The organism is Acetobacter cibinongensis, assembly GCF_000963925.1.
GTDB classification, from domain to species: Bacteria; Pseudomonadota; Alphaproteobacteria; order Acetobacterales; family Acetobacteraceae; genus Acetobacter; species Acetobacter cibinongensis.
This window is the reverse complement of sequence record NZ_BAMV01000010.1, coordinates 1-24,027: the sequence shown is the minus strand read 5'-3', so window position 1 is coordinate 24,027 and position 24,027 is coordinate 1. Positions and strand designations below refer to the sequence as shown.

Genomic DNA, 24,027 nt, shown 5'->3' with positions numbered 1-24,027 from the left:
TAACTTGGAATGGTTGCATTATTTCACACAATGCAACCATTTTAGTTGGTGTGTAATAACGATGTTCTACCGGTTCAGTTCAGCCTGAGCATAGGGGCGGGCTATCAGGCTCGCGCACAGACCAAACACAGCAGCAAGAGCAAGCCATGCGCCGGGCACGGCATTATTCCCTGTTGTATGGATCAACCATGTGCAGAGTGTTGGGGTGAAGCCCCCTACACAGGTTGCCAAGCTGTAGGCGAGAGCAAAACCCGTTGTGCGGATACGTGGGGGTACAATTTCAGTCAGGTAAACCACGGCAGCGCCATTATACAGGCTGTAAATTATGGCCAGCCAGAGTTCTACAACAAGCAGGCGCTGGAAAGATGGCGCTGTGACCAGCCAGAGCATGGCGGGGTAAGCCGTTAGAATAGCCAAGAGTGTTGCCGCAATAAGCAGTTTTTTACGGCCCACTTTGTCTGAAAGCGCACCAAACACCGGAATAAGCAGGAAGTTACACATACCCACACATAATGTAACGATCAGACTGCTCACTTTTGAAAGATGCAGGACAGAACTACCAAAGGATGGTGTGTAAGCGGTAATGACATAAAAGGATGTTGTGGTCATGATAACCATGCAAAGTCCGGTGGAAATGATCCGCCATTCCTTACAAACCGTCTGGAGAATTTCCCGAAAATGTGGAGGGCTGTGCTGCTTTTCAAACGCTTCTGTTTCTTGCAGGTTACGGCGTAGAAAAAACAGAACGGGCACAATAAGGCAACCAATCAGCAAGGGGATGCGCCACCCCCACGCCGCCATTTGTGCGGGGGACAGCATGGACGCCATAAAGACGCCAAGAGCCGCCGCCCCCATGACAGCAACCTGCTGTGAAGCCGACTGGAAGGAAACGATAAACCCTTTGTTATGAGGTTTGGCAATTTCTGCCAAATACACGGAGGTTGAGCCCAACTCCACCCCAGCGGAAAAGCCTTGTAACAACCTGCCAGCAAGCACCATGAGCGGGGCGAGAATGCCGATTGTTGCGTAGCTGGGCGTGAGGGTAAGAGCCAGTGTTCCGAGCGCCATGAGGGTGAGGGTCAGGATCAACCCTTTGCGGCGGCCAATACGGTCCACATACGCGCCAAGCACCAACGCTCCGAGCGGGCGCATAAGAAACCCGGCACCAAAGGTGGCAAAAGACAGAAGGAGTTCCGCATAAGGGTCTGATGACGGAAAAAACGTATGCCCGATGGCTGCGGCATAATAGCCAAACACCATGAAGTCATACATCTCCAGCATATTGCCACTGGCAACCTGCGCAGCGGCCTTCATACGCTGCCGCGCAGTCTGGGGAGAGCCCGTTGGCGCATGGGACTCTGCGTTTTCTGTCAACGCGTTAGCTTCTGGACTAAGAGTACTACTACTGCTGCTATTTATCATGGCGTATTATTCTTACTTCTTTTGGCAGGAAGCTTTTACTGCACGACATGAGACGAACAGCAACGTATCTTACACTTATCATGGTGCGCGGCTAAGTATAGAGCGCATCTAGTCAAAACAAGGTGAGAGATATTCGTCGTCTTAATAAAAAGCCGGAAAGGCAGTTTTCTGCCTTAAGGCGCAGGACTGGTGCGAATATTTGTTGAAAAACTATCATCAAGCACTGCGTGTGCCGGGCGTTGAATACGGCTGGCCTGTTTAAGCGCTGGAAAGCTCAGGCCGTGTGTCTGGAGCAACCCAAGGTCATAAGCAAGGGATGCCGTATAACCACTCAGCAAAACACGCCAGTCTAGTCGGTAACGCCATTTGGCTTGCGCGCGGGTAAGAATACCTGTGGTGCAGTTGTCTGTCAGCGTATTGTACCATTCTGGCTGGACAGTCAGATGGTGGATTTCTGCCAAATAGCTCAGGAACAATCGTTCACGCGCCTGTGGCGACAAAGTGAGGGTGTAGAGGTAGACACGCTCTTTCCGAATATCCGTGCGCACACCAATCAGGTCCCGTTCATCAGCCGTGACATAAAAGGTTTCATAATGGTGGAAAAAACCGGCAATGGCGGAATAGGAAAATGTTTTCTGCCTGCGGGTTTCTATGGAAAGGGCCAGATGCCTGCCATCTTTGAAGCCAAAGCTCAGGAACACATGAGCAATGCTTTCGCCTGCCCAATAGGATGTGATCAAATCCAGTGAGGTAAGATCATCCAGATTATAATCCGCATCATAATAATGCGGGGTATAGTCTTCAGTCGTACGATAGGTAAAATTCCTGACATGCGCGATATGCGCTACCCGCCCATTGAGTGTTGCGTCAGCCGGAACGGCATATTCTCCAGCCCAGTCCCGGTCATTGCGTGGTGGGTCTGTTAAATACCATCCCCAGAAGACAGCGAACAAAGTTGTGAGAGACACTGTCGTGCTGATGAAGCGACGTATGAAAAATGCAATCAGCACACAGGTGGGGAATAAAGCAGCCAACGCATTGCGCAGACTATCCGGTTCCAGCGTGGAGTAGAAAAGCGCTGCCGTAGCAAAGGCCGTCATGCAGGCAAGGAAAAACCAGCCGATACCGCGTAAAAAGCGTTGCGTGCTCATGGAGTGGCCTGTGCCTGTTGTATTTGCGCGGATGACGCCAGAGGGTGTTCGGGAGACCGGTACACGCCGCCCATTGTGCTGATATCCTGCTTGGTCAAGGTTTCTGTGGTGGCTGTTTGCTGTAAGTTTTCAAGCAAGATGCGGCGCACTTCTGCAATGGTGATTGGGTTGGACTGTGTGGAGTGGCCGGAATGCGGTACCACAAGTTCGGACGCAACATAGGGTACGTGCGCACTTTTATAAGTCACAACGCCATCATCAGCTTTTTCAAGGTTCTGGGCTGTTCCTGTAACAGGAATAATGGAGTGGGCGGTAATATCTGGCGTAACTGGAATGGGGGCCAAGGACCGCATGAACGCACTGTGAGGGGACATGCCATATACGCTGCCAACCCGCCACGGACGCATGTTCAAGCGGCGTAATGTGGGGTCACTGGCAAGCACGGCACGGGTTGCTTCTGTTACTGTCAGGGGGAAGGACACCATACGCCCCACCATATGTGCAATGGAAAATCCGGCCAGATAACTGCCGTGCTGTGGGGTGGAAATAAATACCACGCTTTTGATGTCTGGCAACGGCGCGGGAAAAAGGGTTTCGTGTAAAAACTGTTTGTATTTTTCAGATATTTTTAGGGAGTCCAAAGGCTTTGGTACCATGCCGTCCCAGAGTCTGTTGCCTGCATCAATCGCAAGAAGCTTTATGAGGAGCCCGCCTTGACTATGACCAATAAGGGTCATTTGTCCCAACGCGGGATCTGCCTGTGCCCCGCCAAGGTACTGGATGGTGTGCAAAAGAGCTTGCCGCAACTGTAATGCAGAGTAGGGAATGGGATTTCCCGTTGCATAAGAAAAAAACCAGAACTCATAATTTTGCCGGATAACAGGGTCTTCCATCAAGTCATTAACCATACTGGCCCAGCGTGCTGCACTGGAGGCAGTGCCATGTACCAGAATAACCGGCCTATGCCCGTACTGGTGGGGTTCAATGGTGAAAAGCTGTGGTGATTGTGTCTGGTCAAATAAACGACCATCCAGAAAGCCCTTATATTCCAAAGACCAGTCCATGGTTTCGTCCAGACTGACAGCGCGTGCTGCTGTCTGGTCATATTGCCGCGGGTTTGTGGTGTTGGGGGGCGGTGCCTCGTCCATAGCCGTCAGGGCAAGATGGCCTTGTAGTGTGTTTGATAAAATCTGTGTGCGTGGGGACGACAGAACTAATTGCAGATTAAGCGGCACTCGTAGTTTGTCTGAAATTGTGAAGGATTTGTCTTCAGCGTTGCTAAGGCGGGGGAGGGCACCTACTGGCTCTCCCAAACCTGTATGAGAGTAAATATTCTCAATTCCAGTAATGGATAAACGGGCAAGCGGGCGTAGATCGGCCAAGCTATGCCCATACCATTTGTAGGAGCTGGGCACGCCGTCTAGGTCTAACGTGCCAAAAGGTAGCGTCCAGTGTTGGGACGCTACCTGAATAGGGGCGCCAAAAGCCTCCGTCAGGCTCAGCATGTAAATGTCGCACGCCTGCCGGAAGTGTTGGCTGAAAGGGCTGGGGCGCTCAGCATCAGGAGCCTGCGGGTTAAGATAGGCGTAGGCATAGAGTGCCGCCGCCATAAAATAAGCTTTGTCGTGCGTTTTGCGTGCGTGAAGATAAGTGAGCTCTGACAAAGTAAAAAGCTGATCTGTCAGACTTTGCGCGTAAAATTGGCGCTGCGTCATACTACGCAGCCTGTTTATGGCCTCTGCCGGGTTCCGTCGCCATGTATCCAGTAGATTTTGCCGCCTGAGTGTCGTCAGGCTGGTTGTGCTTAACGTATTGCTGATGAGCGCACTCTGATTGCGGGCCTTGTACGTTTGCGTAAGAGAGCGTTCCGTCACCGTGATGGGCGCAGCGCACCCAGACAGAAAAACCAAAATGCCTGAGCAGAGAAAAATTTTGCTTGGGGAGAAAGATTTCAAGGTCACAGGCGCAATCATAGCAGTATGGTTTCGGGCAGGGAGGGGCTGCTTTTAGGTGTATCAGTTGCAACGCCCACCAGCTTTTAAGAAAGCCAGAGCGTAGCATGGTCTGGGGAAAAACAAAATAATTGACGCATGTGACAAAATTTTCAGGCGGCAGATATTTCGCGAAAATCCGAAAGAGGCTTCTCTGTTTATATGGGCAAATGAATAGCTGAACCCTTGAAGTGGCAACATGGTCCGGTGAGACGTGTGGGCGGTAAGAAAATATGCGGCATTCTGCTCAATATTCTACATCTTTTCAGTAACCACGATATTTTTTAAACGGAAGCTAATCACGCGCTATGTCTTGTTTTCTTTTTCCGTGAATAAGTCGTCGGTAAAATAGGTGATTTTATGGCGCGGTGTGAGGTTTGTTTGTGTGTATTAAAACCCAGTGCTCAAGGCAAAGAAAACAAGATTTTGAGAGAGGAAATAATACTTATTGAAAAATAATCTCTTCAGAATAAGCGAAAATTTAACGTGGGGTCTCTCGTGGTGGTACTGTGTTTTGTGGCATAGAGAGGCAGTTCTCTCGCGGTGAAAGAGAGATTTTCAGAATATGCATTCTTGCAAGGCGCAGTTTACCACATGGTTTTCAAGTTGTTCCGGATTAATACTATCCTGTGCACGGTAGGGTGTGCAGCCCTTGCCCTGTTGTCTGGCTGCACAAACACAGGGAGTGAGAGCAAGGCGCAACCGGTCAATCTTGAGCAGTTCACAACGGGTGCAGACCGTTTTGCAGTCATGAGCACGGTTGGCCAACCGGAGGGGCAGGTGCAGCATGAAAACCGGCAATGCGATATTTATAAACTTTATACGTCAGGCTTTGGGGTTGGTGGCAAAGCTGCCGTGGCAGCGGCGGAAATGCTCACAGGGGTGAGCACCTTTGGCTTGTCAGAGGCGCTATGGGCACCAGTCAAAGCCGGGATGAACCCTAACCTGCACACCGTGTTGTTCTGTTACGCACCAAATGAACAGCTTGTTGATATATATGACAAAAACCCGACCAGCCTTTCACAGGCTGAGCATCGTATTGTGAATGCACAGCTTTACGCTGCGTCCACTGTTACGCCAGCAGCCGCAGTGCCAAATAGCAAAGTGTCTCTTATTCCCAGTCAGTTTTCTGCCACGGTTACAAAACCGGCAGGAGTATCAGAACCAGTTTCTGCAACCGGAGCAGCGACCAGTAAACCTGCGACCACCACAACAACGTCCACACCTACACCAACCGTTCCAAGCCTGAAGACGACGGCAGATGAACTGAACAGCTTGGGTCATCAGGCTCTTCAGGCTGTAGGGAAAGCGGCCATAGATAAGATGACTGCTGTACCATCGGTTCCGGTTGTGCAACCTGAAGTGCTGGATGCAGTAAACCCGGCTGCCCAGTAAAAGAAAACCCCCGGCTGTCTGCTTGCCAACAGCCGGGGGTTTCTTGCTTTTTGACAGGCAGGTCCTGGCTATTTAGGCGGAGAAGCGGCCTGTAATGCCAGCTATCCGCTGCCCGTAAGCAACAGCGGTATCCAGATGGCCTTGCGGAATTTCATCCACGCTGGCATCCGCCGGGCTTTGGACCATCAGGCCGACTGAGCCCCCCAATGTGTTGGGGTCTGTGGGTTGAGCAGCTTTGGTATTGCTGGGTAACTGGCCGAGACTCACCCAAATTCCCCCATGCTGGGAGGCAAGAGTTTGTAGGGCTGCAAGGGTTGTGCCCTTATCCCCAACCGGACTGGCGCTATTGGTAAAGCCGCCAAAAATTTTGTCCTGCCAGCCACGGTTGTACCAGATACGGGACGTGGCATCCGTAAATTTCTTAAACTGCCAGCTAACGTTGCCCATATAGGTTGGGGTGCCAAAAATAATGGCTTTGGCTGCATTCAGCTTTTCCCATTCAGCTTCGGTCAGGTCACCTGTTTCTGAAATGGCAATCAGGTCTGCATTTGCGCCTTTGGCAACATGCTCAGCCACTTTGCGGGTATGGCCAAAGCCTGAATGGTACACAACAACAATATCAGCCATGGGTTCTTCTCCATAGAAGCAGGGAATGGCAGCTTTAGGGGGCACTGCCATAATGTAAGTGGGAGAATGGCTTGTAGGTGTCTGTATGATAATCAGCTTTATTGAAAAATCATCTCATACTGATGGTGTGAAATGGAGGTGATGCTAAGCCCGCCTTGTATAAATTTAGTGTCGAGACCACGCGAGTGCGTGCATGATGGCTATAGACCAAAAAAGAGACAGAGGCAGACCATGAAAATCAGGCGCTCCACCCCCATAAAGCAAAGTTTGTATGCGCTTGGCTGCGCGGCAGCGTGTGCTGTTATGCCGTTATCCGGCTTTATGGCTCAACCAGCGCAGGCGGCGTTGGCCGAGAAAGCGCAGGCTCCGGCCTTTACGGCGCATGGCGCGCTGGACGGTAAAGCGATCTCGTTCTCACTACAGGAAGCTCTTAAGAAAGGCCCTGTAGTGCTGTATTTCTTTCCGGCAGCCTTCACGCCCGGCTGCACGCTGGAGGCGCATGCCTTTGCGGATGCAACAGATGACTTTGCAAAGCTGAAGGCAACAGTTGTGGGTATTACAGCCGGTAATGTTGACCGTGTGGCGGCATTTTCCAAAGAAGAATGCCGGGGTAAATTCGCCGTGCTGGCGGACCCGGACGCCAAAGTGGCCTCTCTTTACAAAACCAGCAGCACACACGGTAATTTTCTGCTCTCTGACCGGACGTCCTATGTCATTGCGCCAGATGGCACGATACTTCTGGCCTTCACAAGTTCAGACCCACAGGCGCATGTTAACCGCACAATGGCCGCCGTTACGGCGTGGTATGCTCTGCATTCCTGAGAGCGCCATGCTGTAAAGCTGCGGTGAAGGCCTGCCAGTCTGTGTGGGTCTGTGCCGCATAGGCTACAGAAAATTCTGCAATGGCTTTGGCAAAGGCTGGTCCTTTGCCAACATAGCCAGCAATCAGGCTGGTATTGCCAGACCGTGCGTGGGCACGGGCCAGCGTTATGCCACATAGGGTTGCGTAGTCAGGCAGGCCATCCTGCGCAACGTCACTTCCCACAGCGGCCAATCTGCTGTCTTTCAGGCGGCGGACATAGAACTGGCGGCCAGACCCGGTAAGGTCTGGTGTGTCAGCGGTATTGGCGGCACTGGTATGGGTCCATCCCAAAAAGGTGTCGGACACAGCCTGCATAATCCGTTGCCCCGTCACAACCCGTTCCCCTTGGTTTGCAAAAGGGGAAGGGCCTGCCGCAGGTGCCAGAACAGAGGGTTGTGCCTCTTTGATTTGCAGCAGCAAAGGTTCGCCATCTGCTGTGGTAAAGAGGCCGATGGCGCAAAAAGTCCCAACACTGCCGATACCAACAACTTTGAAAATGACATCCTGCAGGCGGTAATGTTGCAGCAGGATTGCGCGTTCAGGCGGCTGAGTTGCCACATAGCGGGCAAAAGCGGTTCTGACAGCGCTCTCCTGTTCAGGAATACGCATAATCAATGGTGGTTTTTCTTTGAAGCGCGGTGTGGTCTGGTCCTCTGCCACAAGGCCGAAATGTGTTTTGGCAGATTCCAGCCTTTGCGCCAGCAGCTTTTCTGTCTGGCTGCGCACTTTGGTGTTTTTGAAGTTGGCCAGAGCAGCGGTCAGATCAATTTTGCTGGCCCATATCTGTAACGGGCTAAGAGCCGAAAGCTGCGTAATCTGGCGGCAATAGGCCAGGGTCATGCTTTCTGCCATTTGATGGGCGGCCTTGTTGGAAAAACCCCCTTCCAAACCGGCCAGCACCAACGAGGTGCCTAGCCTTTTGATGTCCCATTCAAATGGAGCATCCAGCGTTTCATCAAAGTCGTTAATATCAAAAACTGGCACACCTTCAGGGGAGGCGTAACTGCCAAAGTTGGCAAGGTGGCAATCGCCACAAGATTGCACTCTGATGCCGGACGTCGGCGTGCTGGCAAGGTCAGAGGCCATAACAACAGCCGCACCGCGCAGGAACGTGAAGGGGGAGACCTTCATGCGGTCATAGCGTACAGGCAGGAGTGCTTGAATACGGCTCAGGCCTTGCGTGGCCAGCAAGGCAACAGGGTCAGCCCGATGTTTGGGTACGTCCCATGTGGCGTGTGCGGCTCGCGGCACGGCTTTGCGGCGTGCCGCACCTAGTTGCGTGCTTTGTTTGCGTGTAGGGTAGGGCGTGGTGTTCTGGGCAGGCATGGTACAGACCACTCTGGCAGGTTGGGGAGCAACTTGGAGCCAGTGTAGAAAGCCAATCAGAATTTTGTCGAGTGGAAACAGCTATGCCAAAAGGCCTGAAGGCACTGGCCGTGCCGTCAGGCCTGACTGATAGTGCTAAATCTGCACAATTGTTGAAAAATCAAAATCCTGCCCTTTAGGGTTTTCCCCAAGCCGGATTGTGGTTGGCGTTGGCATGAAATAGGGCGGTACCGGCAGATTGTACGGTGCCGGTGCGCCTTTGAAAACGCGGCCAGCCAGATCAAATTTGGAGCCGTGGCAGGGGCAGGCATAACCGCCCGGGGGTGTAGCGGTGCCTTCTGCCGTAGCTGGCGCACTGGCAGCAGCAGCTGGCGCGTAAGACGGCACACAACCCAGATGCGTACAGACCCCGACATACACACCATATTCCGGCGTAAGGGAGCGGTGCCAGTTCTCAGCATATGCCGGTTGTTGATGGTCTTTGGAGTTGGGGTCCCGCAGCGCATTGGCCAAGCTGGCATCCTGTAATTTTGCCATGTCCTGCGGTGTACGGCGCAAAATGAAAACAGGCTTGCCCTGCCAGACAACAGTTGTCTGCTGCCCCGGTGCCAGCTTGGAGACATCCACATCCACCGGGGCGTGAGCGGAGGCACTTTCCTGCGGGGTCAGGCTTTGCAGAAACGGAATGGCGCACGCCGCCGCACCCGTTACCACGCCAGCGGTCGTGACCATGCCCAGAAAATCCCGGCGTTGTGGATCCTGCCCTGTGGAAGGGGACTCTGGGGTTTCAGATGTCATGGGGGGTGTTTTGTCCATGTGCGTTCAGGCTCCGTGCAGGCGTTTCCAGATCTTCTTCTTCCACGTGTAAGCCAGCAGAAGCAGAACAATCAGGTAAAGCACAACCCCTTTACCAATATGGTGGCGTGCATTGCGGTGCGGGTCAGATGCCCAGACCAGAAACGTTGTAACATCTTTGGCCTGCTGCTCAACCGTGGCGGGCGTGCCATCAGGGAAGGTGACGGCACCGTTCACAAGCGGTGGCGGCATACCGACAAGATGGCCATCTGCCCAGTCATTATAGAACTTGCCGGGTGCTGAGGGCGCGCCCGCCGGGGCAGGCATACGATACCCTGTCAGAAAAGCATAAAGCCAATCCGCCCCGTGGGGTTTAATAAGCGCCAGACGGGACTGGTCGGGCGGGGCGACACCCCCCATCATGGCTGCTGCTGCGGCATCACTCGGGAAGGGGGACTTGAAGTGATCATCCGGGGTGCCGGGGCGCGTTGTCGGCTGGCTATCTTCATCCAGCGGGCCGGGAAACTGCTTGCTGTGGGCCAGATCACCAATGGCTTTCTGGCTCAGGCCTATGCCTGCAAGGTCGTTATAGGTCAGGCTACGCATACCGTGGCAGGTTGAGCAGATACGGTCATACACAACAAACCCGCGCTGTAGGCTGCCTTGGTCAAAAGTGCCCAGAGGGCCGTCAAAACGCCATGAATGATGGGGGGGAGTAGCTGCTGGTTCTGCGGCACAAACTGGCGTGGCTAAACAGAGACCCGCCAGGAGCGCAAAACTTTTCAGTGTGGCGTGGTGAGGCATCAGCCCTCTCCCTGTGCGGCGGCAATAGAGGCGGGAAGAGGGCGTGTTTTTTCGATGCGGCTGGCCAGCGGCAGCAGCACGAGAAAATAGCAGTAATAGTAAAGCAGAGCGGCACGGCCAAGCAGCATCCAGCCACCGGCGGCATGGTGTTCCCCCACAAGGCCGAGAAGCACAAAGGATACCACAAGCCCTATAAGCCCGACCCGGCATAGCGGGCGGAAGCGGGCAGAGCGCACAGGGGAGCGGTCCAGCCAGGGGAGGGCAAACAGCACAAGCAGGGAGCCTGCGGCAGCAAGTAAGCCGCCAAATTTGGACGGAATGGACTGCAACATGCCGTAAAACGGCAGGAAGTACCATTCGGGCTCAATATCCGCCGGGGTGTGCATGGGGTCAGCGGGGGCGTAGTTATCAGCCTCCATCAGCAGACCGGGCCAGAAGAAGAGCAGAAGTGCGAAAATAAGCGCAAAGAGCACAAGGCCAAACAGGTCCTTGCTTGTGAAATACGGGTGGAAGGGTACCGTGTCCTTGGGCGTTTTTGGCTCAATTCCTAACGGATTATTAGACCCGGAGACATGCACCGCAGCAACATGCAGGCCAACAACCCCAACCACCAGAAACGCCAGAATGAAGTGCAGCACAAAAAAGCGATGCAGGAAAATATCGCCCAGAGCCTCTCCGCCAGCCAGAATATGCTCTAGCGTGCCACCAATAACGGGCACAGCCCCCACGGCCTTACTGATGACATCCGCCCCCCAGTAGGACATTTGCCCCCAAGGCAGAATATATCCGGCAAACGCCGTTGCCATGACCATGACCAGCAGGAGCAGGCCCGTCAGCCACAAAAGCTCACGCGGGGCTTTGTAGGAGCCGTAATAAAGGCCGCGAAACAGATGCACATACAGGGCTGCCAGAAACAGATTTGCCCCAACCATATGGATGGCCCGCAGGAGCCAGCCTCCGGCAAGTTGCCTGTCTATGGCTTCAACAGACAAAAAGGCTTCAGCCGTTGTAGGGGTGTAGTGCATGGCCAAAAAAGTGCCGGTTGCCAGCATGAGCAACAACACAATGGTCAGAATGGCGCCAAAATTCCAAAGCCCGTTCAGGTTACGGGGCATACGGAAATGGATGTATTCGGCCTTGAACGCACTGATGATGGGTAGGCGCTGATCAATCCACCCAGAAAGCCCAGTGCTTTCTGGCGCAGGAGGGGCGGGCTGATGCCCCGGCGTAATGGGTTGGGTCATGGGTCTTCCATTGTGAGCGTCTCAAGGCCAGAAGCCGGTGCGCCATGCTAGCGGCATCAGTCAGGTGGAGCTAGCGCCGCAGACAGCTTTTGGAAAGTGCTGTACGGGCGCGACGCAGCCTTTCGGAAAAACATAACTCAACCGAAACATTTTGCAAGCATCCAGAGGCTCGCGTCTGGCCCAGCTTGGGGGAATAAGCTCACTGCGTCTTAAACGCAACAGGCGGCTAGTGTAATGGTGCAACAATTTATACAAAAAGCACTGTAAAATGCGGCAAAAGGGTTTCCTTTTTTGATAATTTTTGCACTAAAGCACGGCCATTACGAACGCTTCTTTGTTGAGGAAAACGCACGTCAATGGTTCCCACAAAAACACAGCATGGTCGGTTTGTTGCCGCTATTCTCAGCAGCACCATCCTGTTCTGTGACTATGGTTATGCTGCAACACATAAACAGGCCAGCCGGAAAGGTGGGGTACCGACCAACGTTCGCAAGACTTCTCACAGTGTCGCGCCTCAGCGAGTACGGCATCCGTCAGGCCCCGTTAAAAGCCGGGCCGGGGAAGAAATTATGGTGGCTGTCAACCGGGCTGGTGGCGGTGGCATGATGCGGCATGAAACAGCCCCTCGGGCCGTGCAGACCGTAACCAAACGCTACATTGCCATGCAAAACCCAACCAGCACCGCGTTGGATCTGGTCAAGAACTTACCGAGCGTGAGTGTCTCAGCCAACGATTCGTCCGGTATTCTGGGTGGCACCATGAACATCCGTAGCCTTACGGATTCCGACATGGGTATTCTCCTCAACGGTGTGCCTGTTGCCACGGCTTATTACCTGAACCAGAACGTGGATTCTGAGAATCTTGACCATGTGAGCGTTACGCCGGGTTCTGCCGCCATTAACCTGCCGGTCACAACTGCGGCCGCAGGGGTTATGGATGCAGGAACCATAACGCCGGACCACAAATTTGGCGGTACGACGGATTTTTCCTACGGGTCCAACAACATGTCCCGCGAGTTCCTGCGGGTAAATAGTGGGGATATTGGGAACAGTGGCGTGCGCGGCTATCTGTCTTTCTCGCATGAGCATGCGCGCAACTGGATTGGCCCAGGCACCAACGAACGCCGCCATCTGGATTTTGGTGCCCGCAAGGACTTTGATAACGGCTCCTATATCGACCTGTTCGCAAGCTGGAACCACCAGTTTACGTCAATGCCGCTTTACCCAACAGCCCAGCAGTTCCTGGACAAAAAGCACGGCAACGGGACATTTACCTATTCCGCAGAATATAACCCTAAAATGCCATCCCGCTATGTAGGGTTGGTTGGCAATATGTGGGACCAGTTCTTTATTACTGCTCCGGTGCATGTCGTGCTGCCAAGCCGCTTCAGCTTCGATTTCAAGCCCTACTACGTTTATAATGGTGGCTACTCGTATAACGGTTCACTGTTCAATGCAGACAAAGTGGCCGTAACACAGGGGTCAAATGGCGCTGCGTTGAGCGGGCAGGTGCCTGCAACGTCCACCTATAGCGTTTATCGCCCGCACGCGGGTGCTGTGGCGCAACTGAATTATCAGATAGACCGGCATAACACCGTATCCCTTGGGTATTGGTTTGATTATCAGGATAATCAGGTCAACAACCTGTATTCAGTAGCAACGGAGGACGGCCGGAAAAATTACCCTTACGCACAGGGCACCGGACTGTTCCAGAACGGTTCGCGCTATATGCCGTATCAGGGTGATGCTGGCTGGTATAACCATTCCCTGTTCGTGCACAATGTCAGCCGGTATTTTGATAACCGCCTTCAGGTTGATGCAGGATTTAAAGTGTCCATGATCAACCGCTACAGCCAGAACTATGCCAGCCGTGCGCCGCATATGCAGGAAAATACGGTTGTGCCCCTCCCACAACTGGGTATTGGCTACAAGATTGACGAGCATAACCAGATTTATATCAACGCTGAGGGGGACTATCGTATGCCAGACCCCGGCTCACTCTCAGCGGTGTTTGATGCGCAAAGCGGTAGTTATGTTGGCAACCCTTACAATGCCAAACCGCAATACCTGATCAAGGAAGAGTTGGGGTGGCGCTTTAACAACAGCTACCTGATGGCTGATCTGAGCTTCTTTAACTATTCCATTACCAACCGGCTGGTCTCAACCAGCGTCTATGTGAACAACCAGGCCATCAGCACCACTATTAATGCGGGCAACCAGACGGCGCGTGGGTTTGATGCCATGGTGGCGGCACACCCCATTCATCATTTCAGTCCGTATGCGTCCATTGAATATCTCAACACGTCAATGGATTCTAACCTTCCCACCACCGGACTTCTTAACGGTGCAACGGTGTCTGACCTGCTGCCAACAAAAGGGCGCCGGGCGGTCATGGCCCCTCATGTGCTGGCAAATATCGGCCTGACATATGATGACGGCAAGCTGTTTGGTAATTTTGCAGTGCATTATACCTCGGCCCAATACACCACCTTCATGAATGACGAAAAAATGCCGGGTTATTTTACGGACTCCATAGCGGTGGGGTATCGTTTCCCAAGTTTTGGGTTTGTTAAAGCACCTGTTTTCCGCATGAACTTTAACAACATAACGGGTAGTTTTGTGCGTACCGGTGCTTATGGGTTAACCAATAACGCCCATGCCACCACGGGCGTTTACGGCAGTGCTGTGTCTGCCAGCGGTTCCCCCACATATTACCTGTACCCACGCTTCAACATGACCGGAACACTCTCCGTTTCCTTCTGACCTTTGGTGTGCTCCTCGCTCTTTTGGGGTGGGGCTGCCGGGTGGCTTCAGGCTCCCGGTAAGCCCCTGCGCAAAGGTGTGATGTGTTTCTCTCTTGCACTCCAGCGTGATTATACCCATAGTAACAATTGTATCCGTGGTTTAAGCGGGTACGACGTTCTCAGGGCAGGGTGTAACTCCCTACCGGCGGTAAGTGGCGTAAGCCATAAGCCCGCGAGCGCCTGCCAATGGCAGGGTCAGCAGATCCGGTGCAAATCCGGGGCCGACGGTCATAGTCCGGATGAGAGAGAACGGTAGCGTCATGGCTTTCTGCGCTCTTTATGCGGCGCGGAGAGACGTGAAGGCTCCCCTATGCCCTAAGTTCGTCTGGTTCATGGTTGAGACAACAAGGGGTCAGGGCGTTGCAAAACTCCCCCTTAACTACAGTGCCAGAGTTTGTGCCAGAGCAGGTGAAACGTGCGTTTCAGGCTGCTGTGGCCGAGGCTTTTCGGTTTGTTGGCCAGACAGCTCCCAACCCTGCGGTAGGCTGTGCCCTGCTTGGGGAGGACGGTGAGGTACTGAGCCTTGCTGCCCACCACAAGGCGGGCCAGTTCCATGCGGAACGCTTGGCGTGTGAACAGGCACGGGCTGCCGGTGTGCTAGACCGGGTGCGGACTGCCGTTGTGACGTTGGAACCCTGTAACCACACAGGCCGTACACCGCCCTGTACCGAGGCCCTGCTTGAAACCCCGGTCAAAGACATCTGGATTGGGTGTGCAGACCCCAACCCCCATGTGGCAGGCGGCGGAGCCCAGGCTTTGACCGCTGCGGGACGCACAGTGCACTGGCTGGAGCAGGCTCCTAATGGCGCAGCACTTTTTGCACAGTGCAAGGCGTTGCTTGCGCCTTTTGTCCAGAAAACAACGCAGGGCAGACCGTGGATAACGGTGAAGCAGGCACTCAACAGTGCGGGCACTATGGTGCCACCCGCTGGCCAGACAACATTTACCACGCCGGAATCCCTTACCTTTGCCCACGCCCTGCGCCGTGCGACAGATGGTATTATAACCGGTACAGGCACCATTGCTGCCGACCAGCCGGGTTTTACCGTGCGGCATGTGCCTGACCACGCAAACCGGCGCCGCTTAGTGGTGGTATGCGGGCAAAAGGCGAATGTTGCTCCAGAGTGGGTGGGGCAGGCCGAAAAACGGTTTGATGTGCTGTTCTGCCCCAATAGCGAAGCCCTGCCAGAGCTTCTGGCCCAGACGGATGCGCTGTGGCTGATGGTAGAGGCAGGCCCAAAACTTCTCTCCGCCCTGCAAGAGCAGAACCTGTGGGATGACTGGCTGACTATTCGTCAGAACGCTGCCGGGGTGGACCATTTTTCAGTTTCAACACGACAGGAAGTAACCCCCCTTGCTCTGTTTCCGGAGTGGGCACGGTGTACGCAGGAGCAAGCATGTTTTCCGGAATAATTGAATCCCTCGGTCATGTTCTCAAGGCAGATGCGGGAGACCAGTCGCTCGTTATCGATGTTGATACAGGCCTGAAAGATATTGCTGAAGGGGAAAGCATTGCCGTGAACGGTGTGTGTTTGACCGCAGTAGAGCCTGCGGCAACAGGCCATGCGCGATTTTTTATCAGCAGTGAGACCCTCGACCGCTCAACACTGGGTGTCTTGAAGGCAGGCAGCAGCGTTAACCTTGAGCGCGCAGTAACTCCTGCTACCCGCCTGTCTGGCCATATTGTGCAGGGCCATGTGGATGGCACGGCGCGTTACGCGGCCTGTACACCGTCAGGGGATGCGCGTCGTGTGGTGTTTGAGGTGCCAGAAACACTGCGCCGCTACATGGTGGAAAAAGGCTCCATCACGCTGGATGGCATCAGCCTGACGCTGAATGAAATTGGGCCGGTGCAGAATGAAGTTTTCACCATTGCACTCATGATTATTCCGCACACATGGACGCACACAACACTCGGCACGCTTGCGATTGGTGACGCCGTGAATGTGGAAGTGGACGTTATTGCCAAATACGTGGAGGTTCTATGCCAGACCAAGTGAACAAGGTGGCCAATGCCTCCCAGCCATCTGTAGCGCTGCTGAGAGCCGTCGCAGCGCTCCGTGCCGGCCGTATGGTCATTATGGTGGATGATGAAGACCGTGAAAACGAGGGCGATCTGGTCATGGCGGCGGAGTTCATGACCCCGCAAGCCATGAACTTCATGATTACCAATGCCCGTGGTCTGGTCTGCCTCCCGCTCACGCCTGCGCATGTGGACCGGCTTGGCCTGCGCATGATGGTCACCAACAACACGGCCCGCCACAGCACGGGTTTTACAGTGTCCATTGAAGCCAAAGAAGGCGTTACGACCGGTATTTCCGCAGCGGACCGTGCCCATACCATTCTGACTGCTATTGCTGATACGGCACAGCCGGCTGACCTTGCCACGCCCGGCCATATTTTCCCGCTGCGGGCCAAGCCGGGCGGCGTGCTGGAGCGTATTGGCCACACTGAAGGCTCTATTGACCTTGTGCGTCTGGCCGGTTTGCAGCCCGCAGCAGTTATCTGCGAAATTCTGAACGAGGACGGCACCATGGCGCGCCGCCCGCAACTGGAAGTGTATGGGGCCAGATACGACATGCCCATTATCTCCATTGCGGAGCTGGTGGAGTGGGTAAAAGAGCATGGTCTGGCAGCGTTGCCAGATACGGCAGCCCAAGCGCACCCCGTGCCGGAGCAGGAAACCCTCGCTGATCTGGCAGAGGCAGCCTTGCCAAGCGCCTATGGCGGAGAAGACCTGATGATCCATGCCTTCCGTGACCGTTTGGGGGTGGAGCATGTGGCGCTGGTAAAAGGTAATCCGGTAGCCGCAGGTGCTGTGCCGGTTGTGCGTATGCATTCCGAGTGTGTGACGGGGGATGCCCTTGGGTCTTTGCGGTGTGACTGCGGAACCCAGCTTCATGCAGCGTTAAGGGCTATTGGGCAGGCAGAATGCGGGGTGCTGGTGTATGTGCGCGGCCATGAAGGGCGCGGCATAGGTCTGGCCAACAAAATCCGGGCCTATGAGTTGCAGGATGCCGGGTTGGATACGGTAGATGCCAACCACAAGCTGGGTTTTGCAACAGATGCGCGGGACTGGACAGCCGCCGCCGCTATTCTGCGGGAGCTGGGCGTGGGCCAGTTAGACCTGCTGACAAATAATCCGGACAAGGTGCGAGCTCTGGAAGCCCGTGGATTTCTGGTGCGCCAGAGAATCGGCCTTGAAACACCGGTTAATCCCTTTAACCGCGCCTACCTGCATGCCAAGCGGCAGCGTATGGGGCACCGGTTGAGTAATTTTTCTGTGAGCGATGCCCCGGCCGGGGCACCTGCTTGATGCAAGCCTTTTGAGGAAAAAGAGAAATTTATGAGCACACATCTTCCTGCGTCCCTGCCTGATCTCAAACTGGTGCCTGCGCCCCGTCTGGCACTTATCGTAAGCCGCTTTAACGAGGACGTGACAGGCGGCCTGCGGAACGGCGCTATTGAATGGCTGGGTGAGCACAATATTGCCGTTGCGGCCTCCGACATTTTTGCAGCTCCTGGCGCGTTTGAGATGCCACTACTAGCGCAAACCCTTGCAAAATCAGGCCGTTATGAGGGCGTTATCTGCCTCGGCTGCGTGATTAAGGGCGATACCGCGCATTTCGAGTTTATCAGCCTTGGCACCACGGTTGGCCTCATGCAGGCCTCCCTGGCTACGGAAGTGCCAATCGCGTTTGGTGTCCTGACAACATATACCGATGAGCAGGCGGAACTTCGGTCCCGTTCTGACATTCATAACAAAGGGCGTGAAGCTGCTGCCGCCTGCGTGGAGTCACTTGCGTTGCTGCGTCAGATCAAGACGTGATCTGGTAAAGGCTGCACGACAATGAGGTGTGCAGCCTTGCAAGGCGAGGGAATGGATGAAGCGGGTTGCTGTCATTGCAGGTCTTTTAGGGCTGGGGCTGACTGTCTGGATGTTGGCCCAGTTCGGGGCGGGTGCCATTTTCTCGCTCGTTATGGCCGGTGGCTGGGGTATTCTTGCAGCAATCGTGTTCCACACCGTGCAGGTTCTTCTCTCCGCACAGGCCTGGCGGGTTATTTCCGGCCCTAAGCCTGATACACTCCCTTCTTCTGTCCTGACATTAAAAGACTACTTTGCCCTGCGCTGTGTGAGGGAAGGGGTGAACAACCTTTTGCCTGTTGCACAGGTTGGAGGGGAGGTTTGCTCTACGCGCCTGCTGAACCGGCGCGGTTTGGGCGCAAAGCGTGCCGCGGCAGCAACCATATGCGACCTTACTCTGGAACTGCTGAGCCAGGTTCTGTTTACGGTGCTCGGCCTTATCGTCTTGCTTACGCTGGTGCAACGCTCTGCCGTGACCGATGAATTGCTGGAGAGCGCTTTGGTGGCTCTTGCCATTGGTCTGGCTGTTTTTATTAGCCAGTGGCTTGGTGCCGTGGCCCTTGTTGAAAAGCTTTTACTGAAAATAGCAGCCCATCTTGGCTGGAGCGGGGCTGAAAGCATACGCGGGCTGCACCAGCAGGTGTTGGCGCTTTATATGGCCAAACGCGCTACCGTATGGGCTTTTACCTTACAGTTTGTTGCCTGGGCGCTTGGCGCAGTTGAGGTCTGCCTCATCCTGCATTTTATGGGATATGACTGCTCATTAGCCGTGGGGTTCGTGATTGAGGGCGTGGGTGAGGCCGCAAAATCCGTTGGCTTTGCAGTGCCGGGAGCTCTGGGTGTTTCTGAAGGCGGGTATGTTCTGGTAGGCGGCCTTTTCGGCGTGCCACCCCAGATGGCAATGGCCCTGTCCCTTATTAAACGCGTACGCGAAATTGTGTGGGGTCTACCTTCGCTCGTTCTCTGGCAGTGGCTGGAGCATGTATGGTGCCCGGAAAGCCCGGAGCATGAGAGCGAATGTGCACCCATGTTGTGTAAAAATTCGGTTTCTGACGTTCGTTTATGAACGCAAAAAGGGTCATTGCTATATCCCTGCTTGCATGAAGCAGGTGGGTTGGGCCAAACCAAAACAACTTTGAGCCTTCAATGGCCTAAAAATTTATCAGGAACTGACAGCTCGCCATGCTTTCTGCCTTCATCGGTCGTTTCATCATGCTTTGCGCACGTCATGCTTATGCGGTCGTGGCAGTGTTTTTTATTCTCTCCGCTGGGGCAGTTTTTGCCGGGGTTAATTATCTGGGGGTCACCACAGATACGAGCAAAATGCTCTCCCCACGGCTTGAGTGGAAGCAACGTTCGGACGAGATGGCCCGTCTGTTCCCGCAAAAGGAAAACCTGCTTGTTGCGGTGATTGAGGCAGATTTGCCGGAAGAGGGGCGGGAGACCGCCCGTTTGCTGGCAGAGCGTTTGGCAGCAGACCATAAAAACTTCAACTTTGCAGAACGCCCGGATGCAGACCCGTACCTAGTGCGCAACGGCCTGATGTTTCTGGATACCAAACCGCTTGGGCAGTTACTGGATGACACAATTGCCGCCCAGCCGTTCCTGGGGGCGTTGGCGCAGGACCCATCAGCACGCGGTCTGTTTGGTGCCCTGTCACTTATTGCGGAAGGCGTGAAGCAGGGGCAGGCGGACCTGACGGGCTTTCAGCCAGCCCTGAAAGGCTTTGCGGATAATCTTGAGCAGGCGCTGGCGGGCAAACCCCAACCCCTGTCCTGGGAGCATCTGTTAGGTGGTCAACTCTCTGATCTTGCCGGGCGTTACCAGTTTGTCATCACCAAACCCAAGCTGGACTATGGTTCCTTCCAGCCGGGCGGGGATGCCGCAAATGCCATGCGCCGCGCTGCGGATAGTCTGGACTATGTGAGAAGCGGCCACGCCAAGGTACACATGACCGGGCAGGTGCAGCTCGATGATGAAGAATTTGCCACTGTGGCAGAAGGGATGGTGGCAGGGCTTCTGGGGTCTCTGGCTTTGGTGACCATTTGGCTCATGCTGGCTGTGCGGTCCTGGCGTGTTGTGCTGCCTATTGTGGTCACGCTGGTTGTAGGCCTGCTGCTGACGACCGGTTTTGCAGCCGTGGCAGTTGGTACGCTTAATCTGATCTCCGTTGCCTTTGCCATCCTGTTTGTGGGCATTGCGGTGGATTTCGCCATCCAGTTCTCTGTGCGTTTCCGGGCCCAACATCAGGATAGCCGGAACGAGCAGGGAATCCTCGCCGCGTTGGCGGAAACTGGGGAGGAGACAGGGCACCAGATTTTGGTGGCGGCACTGGCAACATCCGCAGGCTTTCTGGCATTTACGCCCACAGCCTTTCTGGGCGTGGCCCAGCTTGGGTTGATTGCCGGTATTGGCATGATGGTTGCATTCGTTTGCACCACAACTCTGCTGCCAGCCTTGCTGCGTATTTTTCATCCGCCGTTGGACTGCCCGAGCATGGGCTATGCCTTCATGCAGCCTGTGGATGTCAAAATCCGTCAGATGCGCAAGCCACTGCTGATTGTTTTTGGCCTTGTGGCGCTGGCGGGCATTGTTCTGGTGCCGCGCCTCAATTTTGATGGCGACCCACTGCACACAAAAAACCCGAACTCCGAGGGCATGAAGGCCCTGCACCTGCTTATGACCAACCCGCAGTCTTCCCCCTATGGGGCAGAATTGCTGGTGCCGTCTCTGGATGATGCCAAGCGCGAGGCAGACCGTCTGGCCAAAGTGCCTGGTGTGCATGACGCCATGTGGCTGGGGTCTTTTGTGCCGGAAAACCAGCCTGAAAAACTGGCGCTTATTCAGGATGCAGCCAATATCCTGCTGCCCACCCTTATTGTGCCAACCCCCAGACCAGAACCCGACGCGCAAGCCCTGCGTGATGCCGCCCAGAGCACCGCAACTGCGCTGGGTGGGGTGATGGACAAGCTGAGTGCCACAGACCCGCTGCGCCGCATTCAGGCAGCGCTTGCCAAAATGGCCTCAGCGCCGGACACGATTGTGGTGGATGCCAACCATGCTCTGGTTCGTTTTCTGCCTGCTGAGCTGGACCAGCTCCGCACCATGTTACAGGCAACACCTGTCACGCTTAAGGATGTTCCGCAGTCTATTGCCAGCAATTATCTGCTGCCCGATGGCCGCGCCTTGGTGGAAGTTCATCCAAACGGCGTTATGTCCAACAGCAACGCTCTGCGCAGCTTTGTGACCTCCCTACAGCAGATTGAACCAAAAATGGCAGGGAGCGCGGTTGATATTGTTGAAAGCGCACGCTCCATCGTCAAGGCGTTTGAACAGGCTGCTGTTGCCGCTATTGGCATGATTGCGCTCATCCTGTTTCTGGCGCTCCGCCGCCGTCTGACAGACATGATGCTTGTTCTGGCCCCCCTGCTGCTCTCAGCCCTCATGACCGTTATTCTGATTGTGCTGCTGCCTGAGACACTGAACTTTGCAAATATTATCGCCCTGCCGCTGCTGCTGGGCGTTGGGGTGTCCTTCAACATCTACTTCGTCATGAACTGGCGTGATGGTGTGAAGCACCCGCTGGCGTCCCCCACCGCGCGGGCTGTGCTGTTCTCTGCACTGACAACGGGTACGGCATTTGGCTCTCTGGCGTTGTCCCACCATCCGGGTACGGCCAGCATGGGGCGGCTCTTGCTGTTGTCTTTGGGGTGCACCTTGCTGGCAACACTAGTTTTTGTGCCAGCGCTGCTGCCAAAGCGAGACATAGACGAAAACTGACCTTACGAAAAACGCCCCATAATGGGGCGTTTTTTTATACGGCTGGTTTTCAGGGGAATAAAGGGTTCAGGCTGGTTTGGCCTTTAAAACAGCCATGGCAACGCAGGCCAAAACCACACCCGTACCAATAATGGCAAAAGCACCCCCGGCCGGAAGAACCAGACCCCCCACCAAGGCGCCCGTACCAATGCCAGCATTAAACCCGGTGACACAAAAGGATGCCGCGGCCTCATGCTGGTTGGGGGCAAGTTCCAGCGCATAGCTTTGCATGGCAAGGTTTATCAGGGCTGCAATAACGCCCCACAGTGCCAGCACCACCCAGATGGCAGATGTGGCGTACGTTGACCCAACAAGCAGCCCATAGCTCAGCACAAGCCCAACCAATGACAGCCCGACAGTCCGCCCGGCTGAAAAAGGCAAGCGGCCACCAAGCCAGTTGCCAACAATACCAGCGCCTCCGAACACAAGCAGCATAAGCGGAATTTGAGCATCTGGTGCCAGAACCAGCTTCTTTAAAAGCGGTACAATGTAGGTGTAGGCTGTAAAATGCGCCGTTACCGCGCAGGCTGTCAGAATGGCAATGTAGCGTAACACGGGCTGGCGCAGCAGGTGGCGGATATCAATATGCCGCCGTACACCCGGCATGGGCGGGAGAAGCACCAGCATACCAGCCAGCACCATCACCCCCAGAACTCCTGTGAGCGAGAACGCGGCCCGCCATCCAGCCCAGTGCCCTATGGCGGAAGCCAGAGGAATGCCACCAGCAAAGGCCACGGCCACACCGGTAAAAGCCATGCCCGTAACTCTGGCAATGGGGAGTTGTGGTGCAAGCCGCACCGCCAGACTGGAAAGGATGGACCAGAAAACCCCATGCCCCAGCGCCAACGCCACCCGCAGTAAAGCCATAACGGTATAATTGGGTGTCAGGGCGGTGAGCAGATTAACACTCCCCACCAAAGCCATAAGAGCCGCAACCAGAATCCGCCGGTCCACGCCGGAGCAGGCAATGGTAAGGGGAATGGCTGTCAGAGCCACAAGCCACGCATACCCGGTTACCAAAAGACCAATTTGGGACTCAGACACAGTCAGCCCATGGGCAATGTCGGTCAGGAGCCCGATAGGCAATATTTCAGTAACCTGCCAGACAAACGCGCCCAGAGACAGAATAAGAATACGGAAGATCATGCCCAGCCTCCTTCAAAAGGCTGTTGTAGGGCAGGGCAGGAGGAGCAAGAAGGAAATTGGAGCGTATAGACGTTGGGTGTCTGGTGTTTCACGAGGCATCCCTGTGGCAAGAGGCAAAAACAAACCGGGCAGCAGGCCCACGGCAACGAACCGGAAGCAGCGTGGACACTCCCGGCCCGCATAAGGTGCGGGCAAGACGGTAAGGACCGATAGCATAGCGCTACGGTGGTGTGTCCAATCCGACTACAGGAAATAGAGGCATGACGAAACGCTTTGCCTGCTAAGGTGCGTACTATTTGCCGTGCTTAGTAAGGGCAGCCGCCAGTCTGGTCAGCACGAGACAGTGAGATAACAGCTACGGGCTATTTCTCTGGTTTCTCAGGCGCGTTTCGGGTTATAAACCTGCTTCACGCCACTCCAGAAAAACCCTTTTTTCTGGCCATATAATTTGTTCATTGAAATTCAAAGACTTAACCAACAGACCAAAAAAGAGGGTCAAATAGACCAAAACCTCTTTTTCCCGCAGAATTCCGCCAGTATAGACTCTATCGTCTCTAGTTCACTGCCGCACAGGCAGCTCAGAAAGTTCTGGTAGCGGCAACAAAGCCTGGCTCGATGTTCACTGCCGCACAGGCAGCTCAGAAAGTAATTACCAGAAAAAGTAAGCTGACCGGTTATGTTCACTGCCGCACAGGCAGCTCAGAAATGTTGTGATGCGGGGGTTGTGGAAGGACATGGAGTTCACTGCCGCACAGGCAGCTCAGAAAAGACGCAGTT

General features: G+C 54.7%; 18 protein-coding genes and 1 riboswitch. Of the genes, 9 read left to right on the top strand and 9 right to left on the bottom strand.

Features of this window, described 5'->3' with window-relative positions; translation table 11 throughout:
- Positions 1–66: 66 nt before the first annotated feature.
- From tcuC to Abci_RS05885, 3 genes are all read right to left on the bottom strand, one after another.
- Positions 67–1,422 carry an MFS transporter gene (gene tcuC, locus Abci_RS05895; protein ID WP_084597546.1) on the bottom strand — a complete coding sequence of 452 codons (1,356 nt, stop codon included), beginning with the start codon at positions 1,420–1,422 and terminating at the stop codon, positions 67–69.
- A gap of 173 nt (positions 1,423–1,595) precedes the next feature.
- Positions 1,596–2,573: an Lnb N-terminal periplasmic domain-containing protein gene (locus Abci_RS05890; protein ID WP_048838231.1), complete on the bottom strand. Its 978-nt coding sequence runs from the start codon at positions 2,571–2,573 to the stop codon at positions 1,596–1,598.
- The gene (locus Abci_RS05885) at positions 2,570–4,483 is read right to left on the bottom strand and encodes an esterase/lipase family protein (RefSeq protein ID WP_244877593.1); all 1,914 of its coding nucleotides are present in this window, start codon (positions 4,481–4,483) and stop codon (positions 2,570–2,572) included. Before Abci_RS05885 ends, Abci_RS05890 begins: the two co-directional genes overlap by 4 nt.
- 675 nt (positions 4,484–5,158) lie before the next feature.
- Between Abci_RS05885 and Abci_RS05880 the strand changes: the two genes are divergently transcribed.
- Complete coding sequence (locus Abci_RS05880; protein ID WP_048838229.1) at positions 5,159–5,959, top strand: hypothetical protein; 801 nt, start codon at positions 5,159–5,161, stop codon at positions 5,957–5,959.
- Between the two features lie 72 nt (positions 5,960–6,031).
- Here Abci_RS05880 and Abci_RS05875 read toward each other — a convergent pair whose 3' ends face one another.
- Complete coding sequence (locus Abci_RS05875) at positions 6,032–6,586, bottom strand: flavodoxin family protein (RefSeq protein WP_048838328.1); 555 nt, start codon at positions 6,584–6,586, stop codon at positions 6,032–6,034.
- Between the two features lie 231 nt (positions 6,587–6,817).
- On the opposite strand from Abci_RS05875, the gene Abci_RS05870 reads away from it, so the two are divergent.
- Positions 6,818–7,408: a peroxiredoxin gene (locus tag Abci_RS05870; protein ID WP_048838228.1), complete on the top strand. Its 591-nt coding sequence runs from the start codon at positions 6,818–6,820 to the stop codon at positions 7,406–7,408.
- On the opposite strand, the gene Abci_RS05865 is transcribed toward Abci_RS05870, so the two are convergent.
- From Abci_RS05865 to Abci_RS05850, 4 genes are all read right to left on the bottom strand, one after another.
- Entirely contained in the window at positions 7,380–8,774 is a 1,395-nt protein-coding gene (locus Abci_RS05865; protein WP_048838227.1) for a DUF2252 domain-containing protein, read from the bottom strand. The genes Abci_RS05870 and Abci_RS05865 overlap by 29 nt on opposite strands.
- Before the next feature lie 135 nt (positions 8,775–8,909).
- Complete coding sequence (gene petA / locus Abci_RS05860) at positions 8,910–9,572, bottom strand: ubiquinol-cytochrome c reductase iron-sulfur subunit (RefSeq protein WP_048838327.1); 663 nt, start codon at positions 9,570–9,572, stop codon at positions 8,910–8,912.
- Positions 9,573–9,596: 24 nt separating this feature from the next.
- Positions 9,597–10,373: a cytochrome c1 gene (locus Abci_RS05855; protein WP_048838226.1), complete on the bottom strand. Its 777-nt coding sequence runs from the start codon at positions 10,371–10,373 to the stop codon at positions 9,597–9,599.
- Positions 10,373–11,617, bottom strand: a complete 1,245-nt coding sequence (locus Abci_RS05850) for a cytochrome b (protein ID WP_048838225.1) — start codon at positions 11,615–11,617, stop codon at positions 10,373–10,375. The genes Abci_RS05855 and Abci_RS05850 overlap by 1 nt, the downstream gene beginning before the upstream one ends.
- Before the next feature lie 356 nt (positions 11,618–11,973).
- Here Abci_RS05850 and Abci_RS05845 point away from each other — a divergent pair, with 356 nt between their 5' ends.
- The 7 genes from Abci_RS05845 (at position 11,974) to Abci_RS05815 (ending at position 22,065) form a co-directional block, all read left to right on the top strand.
- Positions 11,974–14,379 carry a TonB-dependent receptor gene (locus Abci_RS05845; RefSeq protein WP_048838224.1) on the top strand — a complete coding sequence of 802 codons (2,406 nt, stop codon included), beginning with the start codon at positions 11,974–11,976 and terminating at the stop codon, positions 14,377–14,379.
- Positions 14,380–14,531: 152 nt separating this feature from the next.
- A riboswitch (FMN riboswitch) is annotated at positions 14,532–14,675 on the top strand.
- Between the two features lie 105 nt (positions 14,676–14,780).
- Positions 14,781–15,833: a bifunctional diaminohydroxyphosphoribosylaminopyrimidine deaminase/5-amino-6-(5-phosphoribosylamino)uracil reductase RibD gene (gene ribD / locus Abci_RS05840; protein WP_244877592.1), complete on the top strand. Its 1,053-nt coding sequence runs from the start codon at positions 14,781–14,783 to the stop codon at positions 15,831–15,833.
- Positions 15,818–16,420, top strand: coding sequence for a riboflavin synthase (locus Abci_RS05835; protein WP_048838223.1), 603 nt, complete (start codon positions 15,818–15,820; stop codon positions 16,418–16,420). Before ribD ends, Abci_RS05835 begins: the two co-directional genes overlap by 16 nt.
- Complete coding sequence (locus Abci_RS05830) at positions 16,405–17,736, top strand: bifunctional 3,4-dihydroxy-2-butanone-4-phosphate synthase/GTP cyclohydrolase II (RefSeq protein WP_048838222.1); 1,332 nt, start codon at positions 16,405–16,407, stop codon at positions 17,734–17,736. Before Abci_RS05835 ends, Abci_RS05830 begins: the two co-directional genes overlap by 16 nt.
- A gap of 30 nt (positions 17,737–17,766) precedes the next feature.
- Positions 17,767–18,249 carry a 6,7-dimethyl-8-ribityllumazine synthase gene (gene ribH, locus Abci_RS05825; RefSeq protein WP_048838221.1) on the top strand — a complete coding sequence of 161 codons (483 nt, stop codon included), beginning with the start codon at positions 17,767–17,769 and terminating at the stop codon, positions 18,247–18,249.
- 55 nt (positions 18,250–18,304) lie between these two features.
- Entirely contained in the window at positions 18,305–19,351 is a 1,047-nt protein-coding gene (locus tag Abci_RS05820) for a flippase-like domain-containing protein (RefSeq protein ID WP_048838220.1), read from the top strand.
- A gap of 116 nt (positions 19,352–19,467) precedes the next feature.
- Positions 19,468–22,065 (top strand): MMPL family transporter, encoded by a 2,598-nt coding sequence (locus Abci_RS05815; RefSeq protein ID WP_048838219.1) that lies wholly within the window; start codon positions 19,468–19,470, stop codon positions 22,063–22,065.
- 66 nt (positions 22,066–22,131) lie between these two features.
- Here Abci_RS05815 and Abci_RS05810 read toward each other — a convergent pair whose 3' ends face one another.
- A complete protein-coding gene (locus Abci_RS05810; RefSeq protein ID WP_048838218.1) occupies positions 22,132–23,250 on the bottom strand; it encodes an MFS transporter in 1,119 nt (372 codons plus the stop codon).
- Positions 23,251–24,027 lie beyond the last annotated feature (777 nt).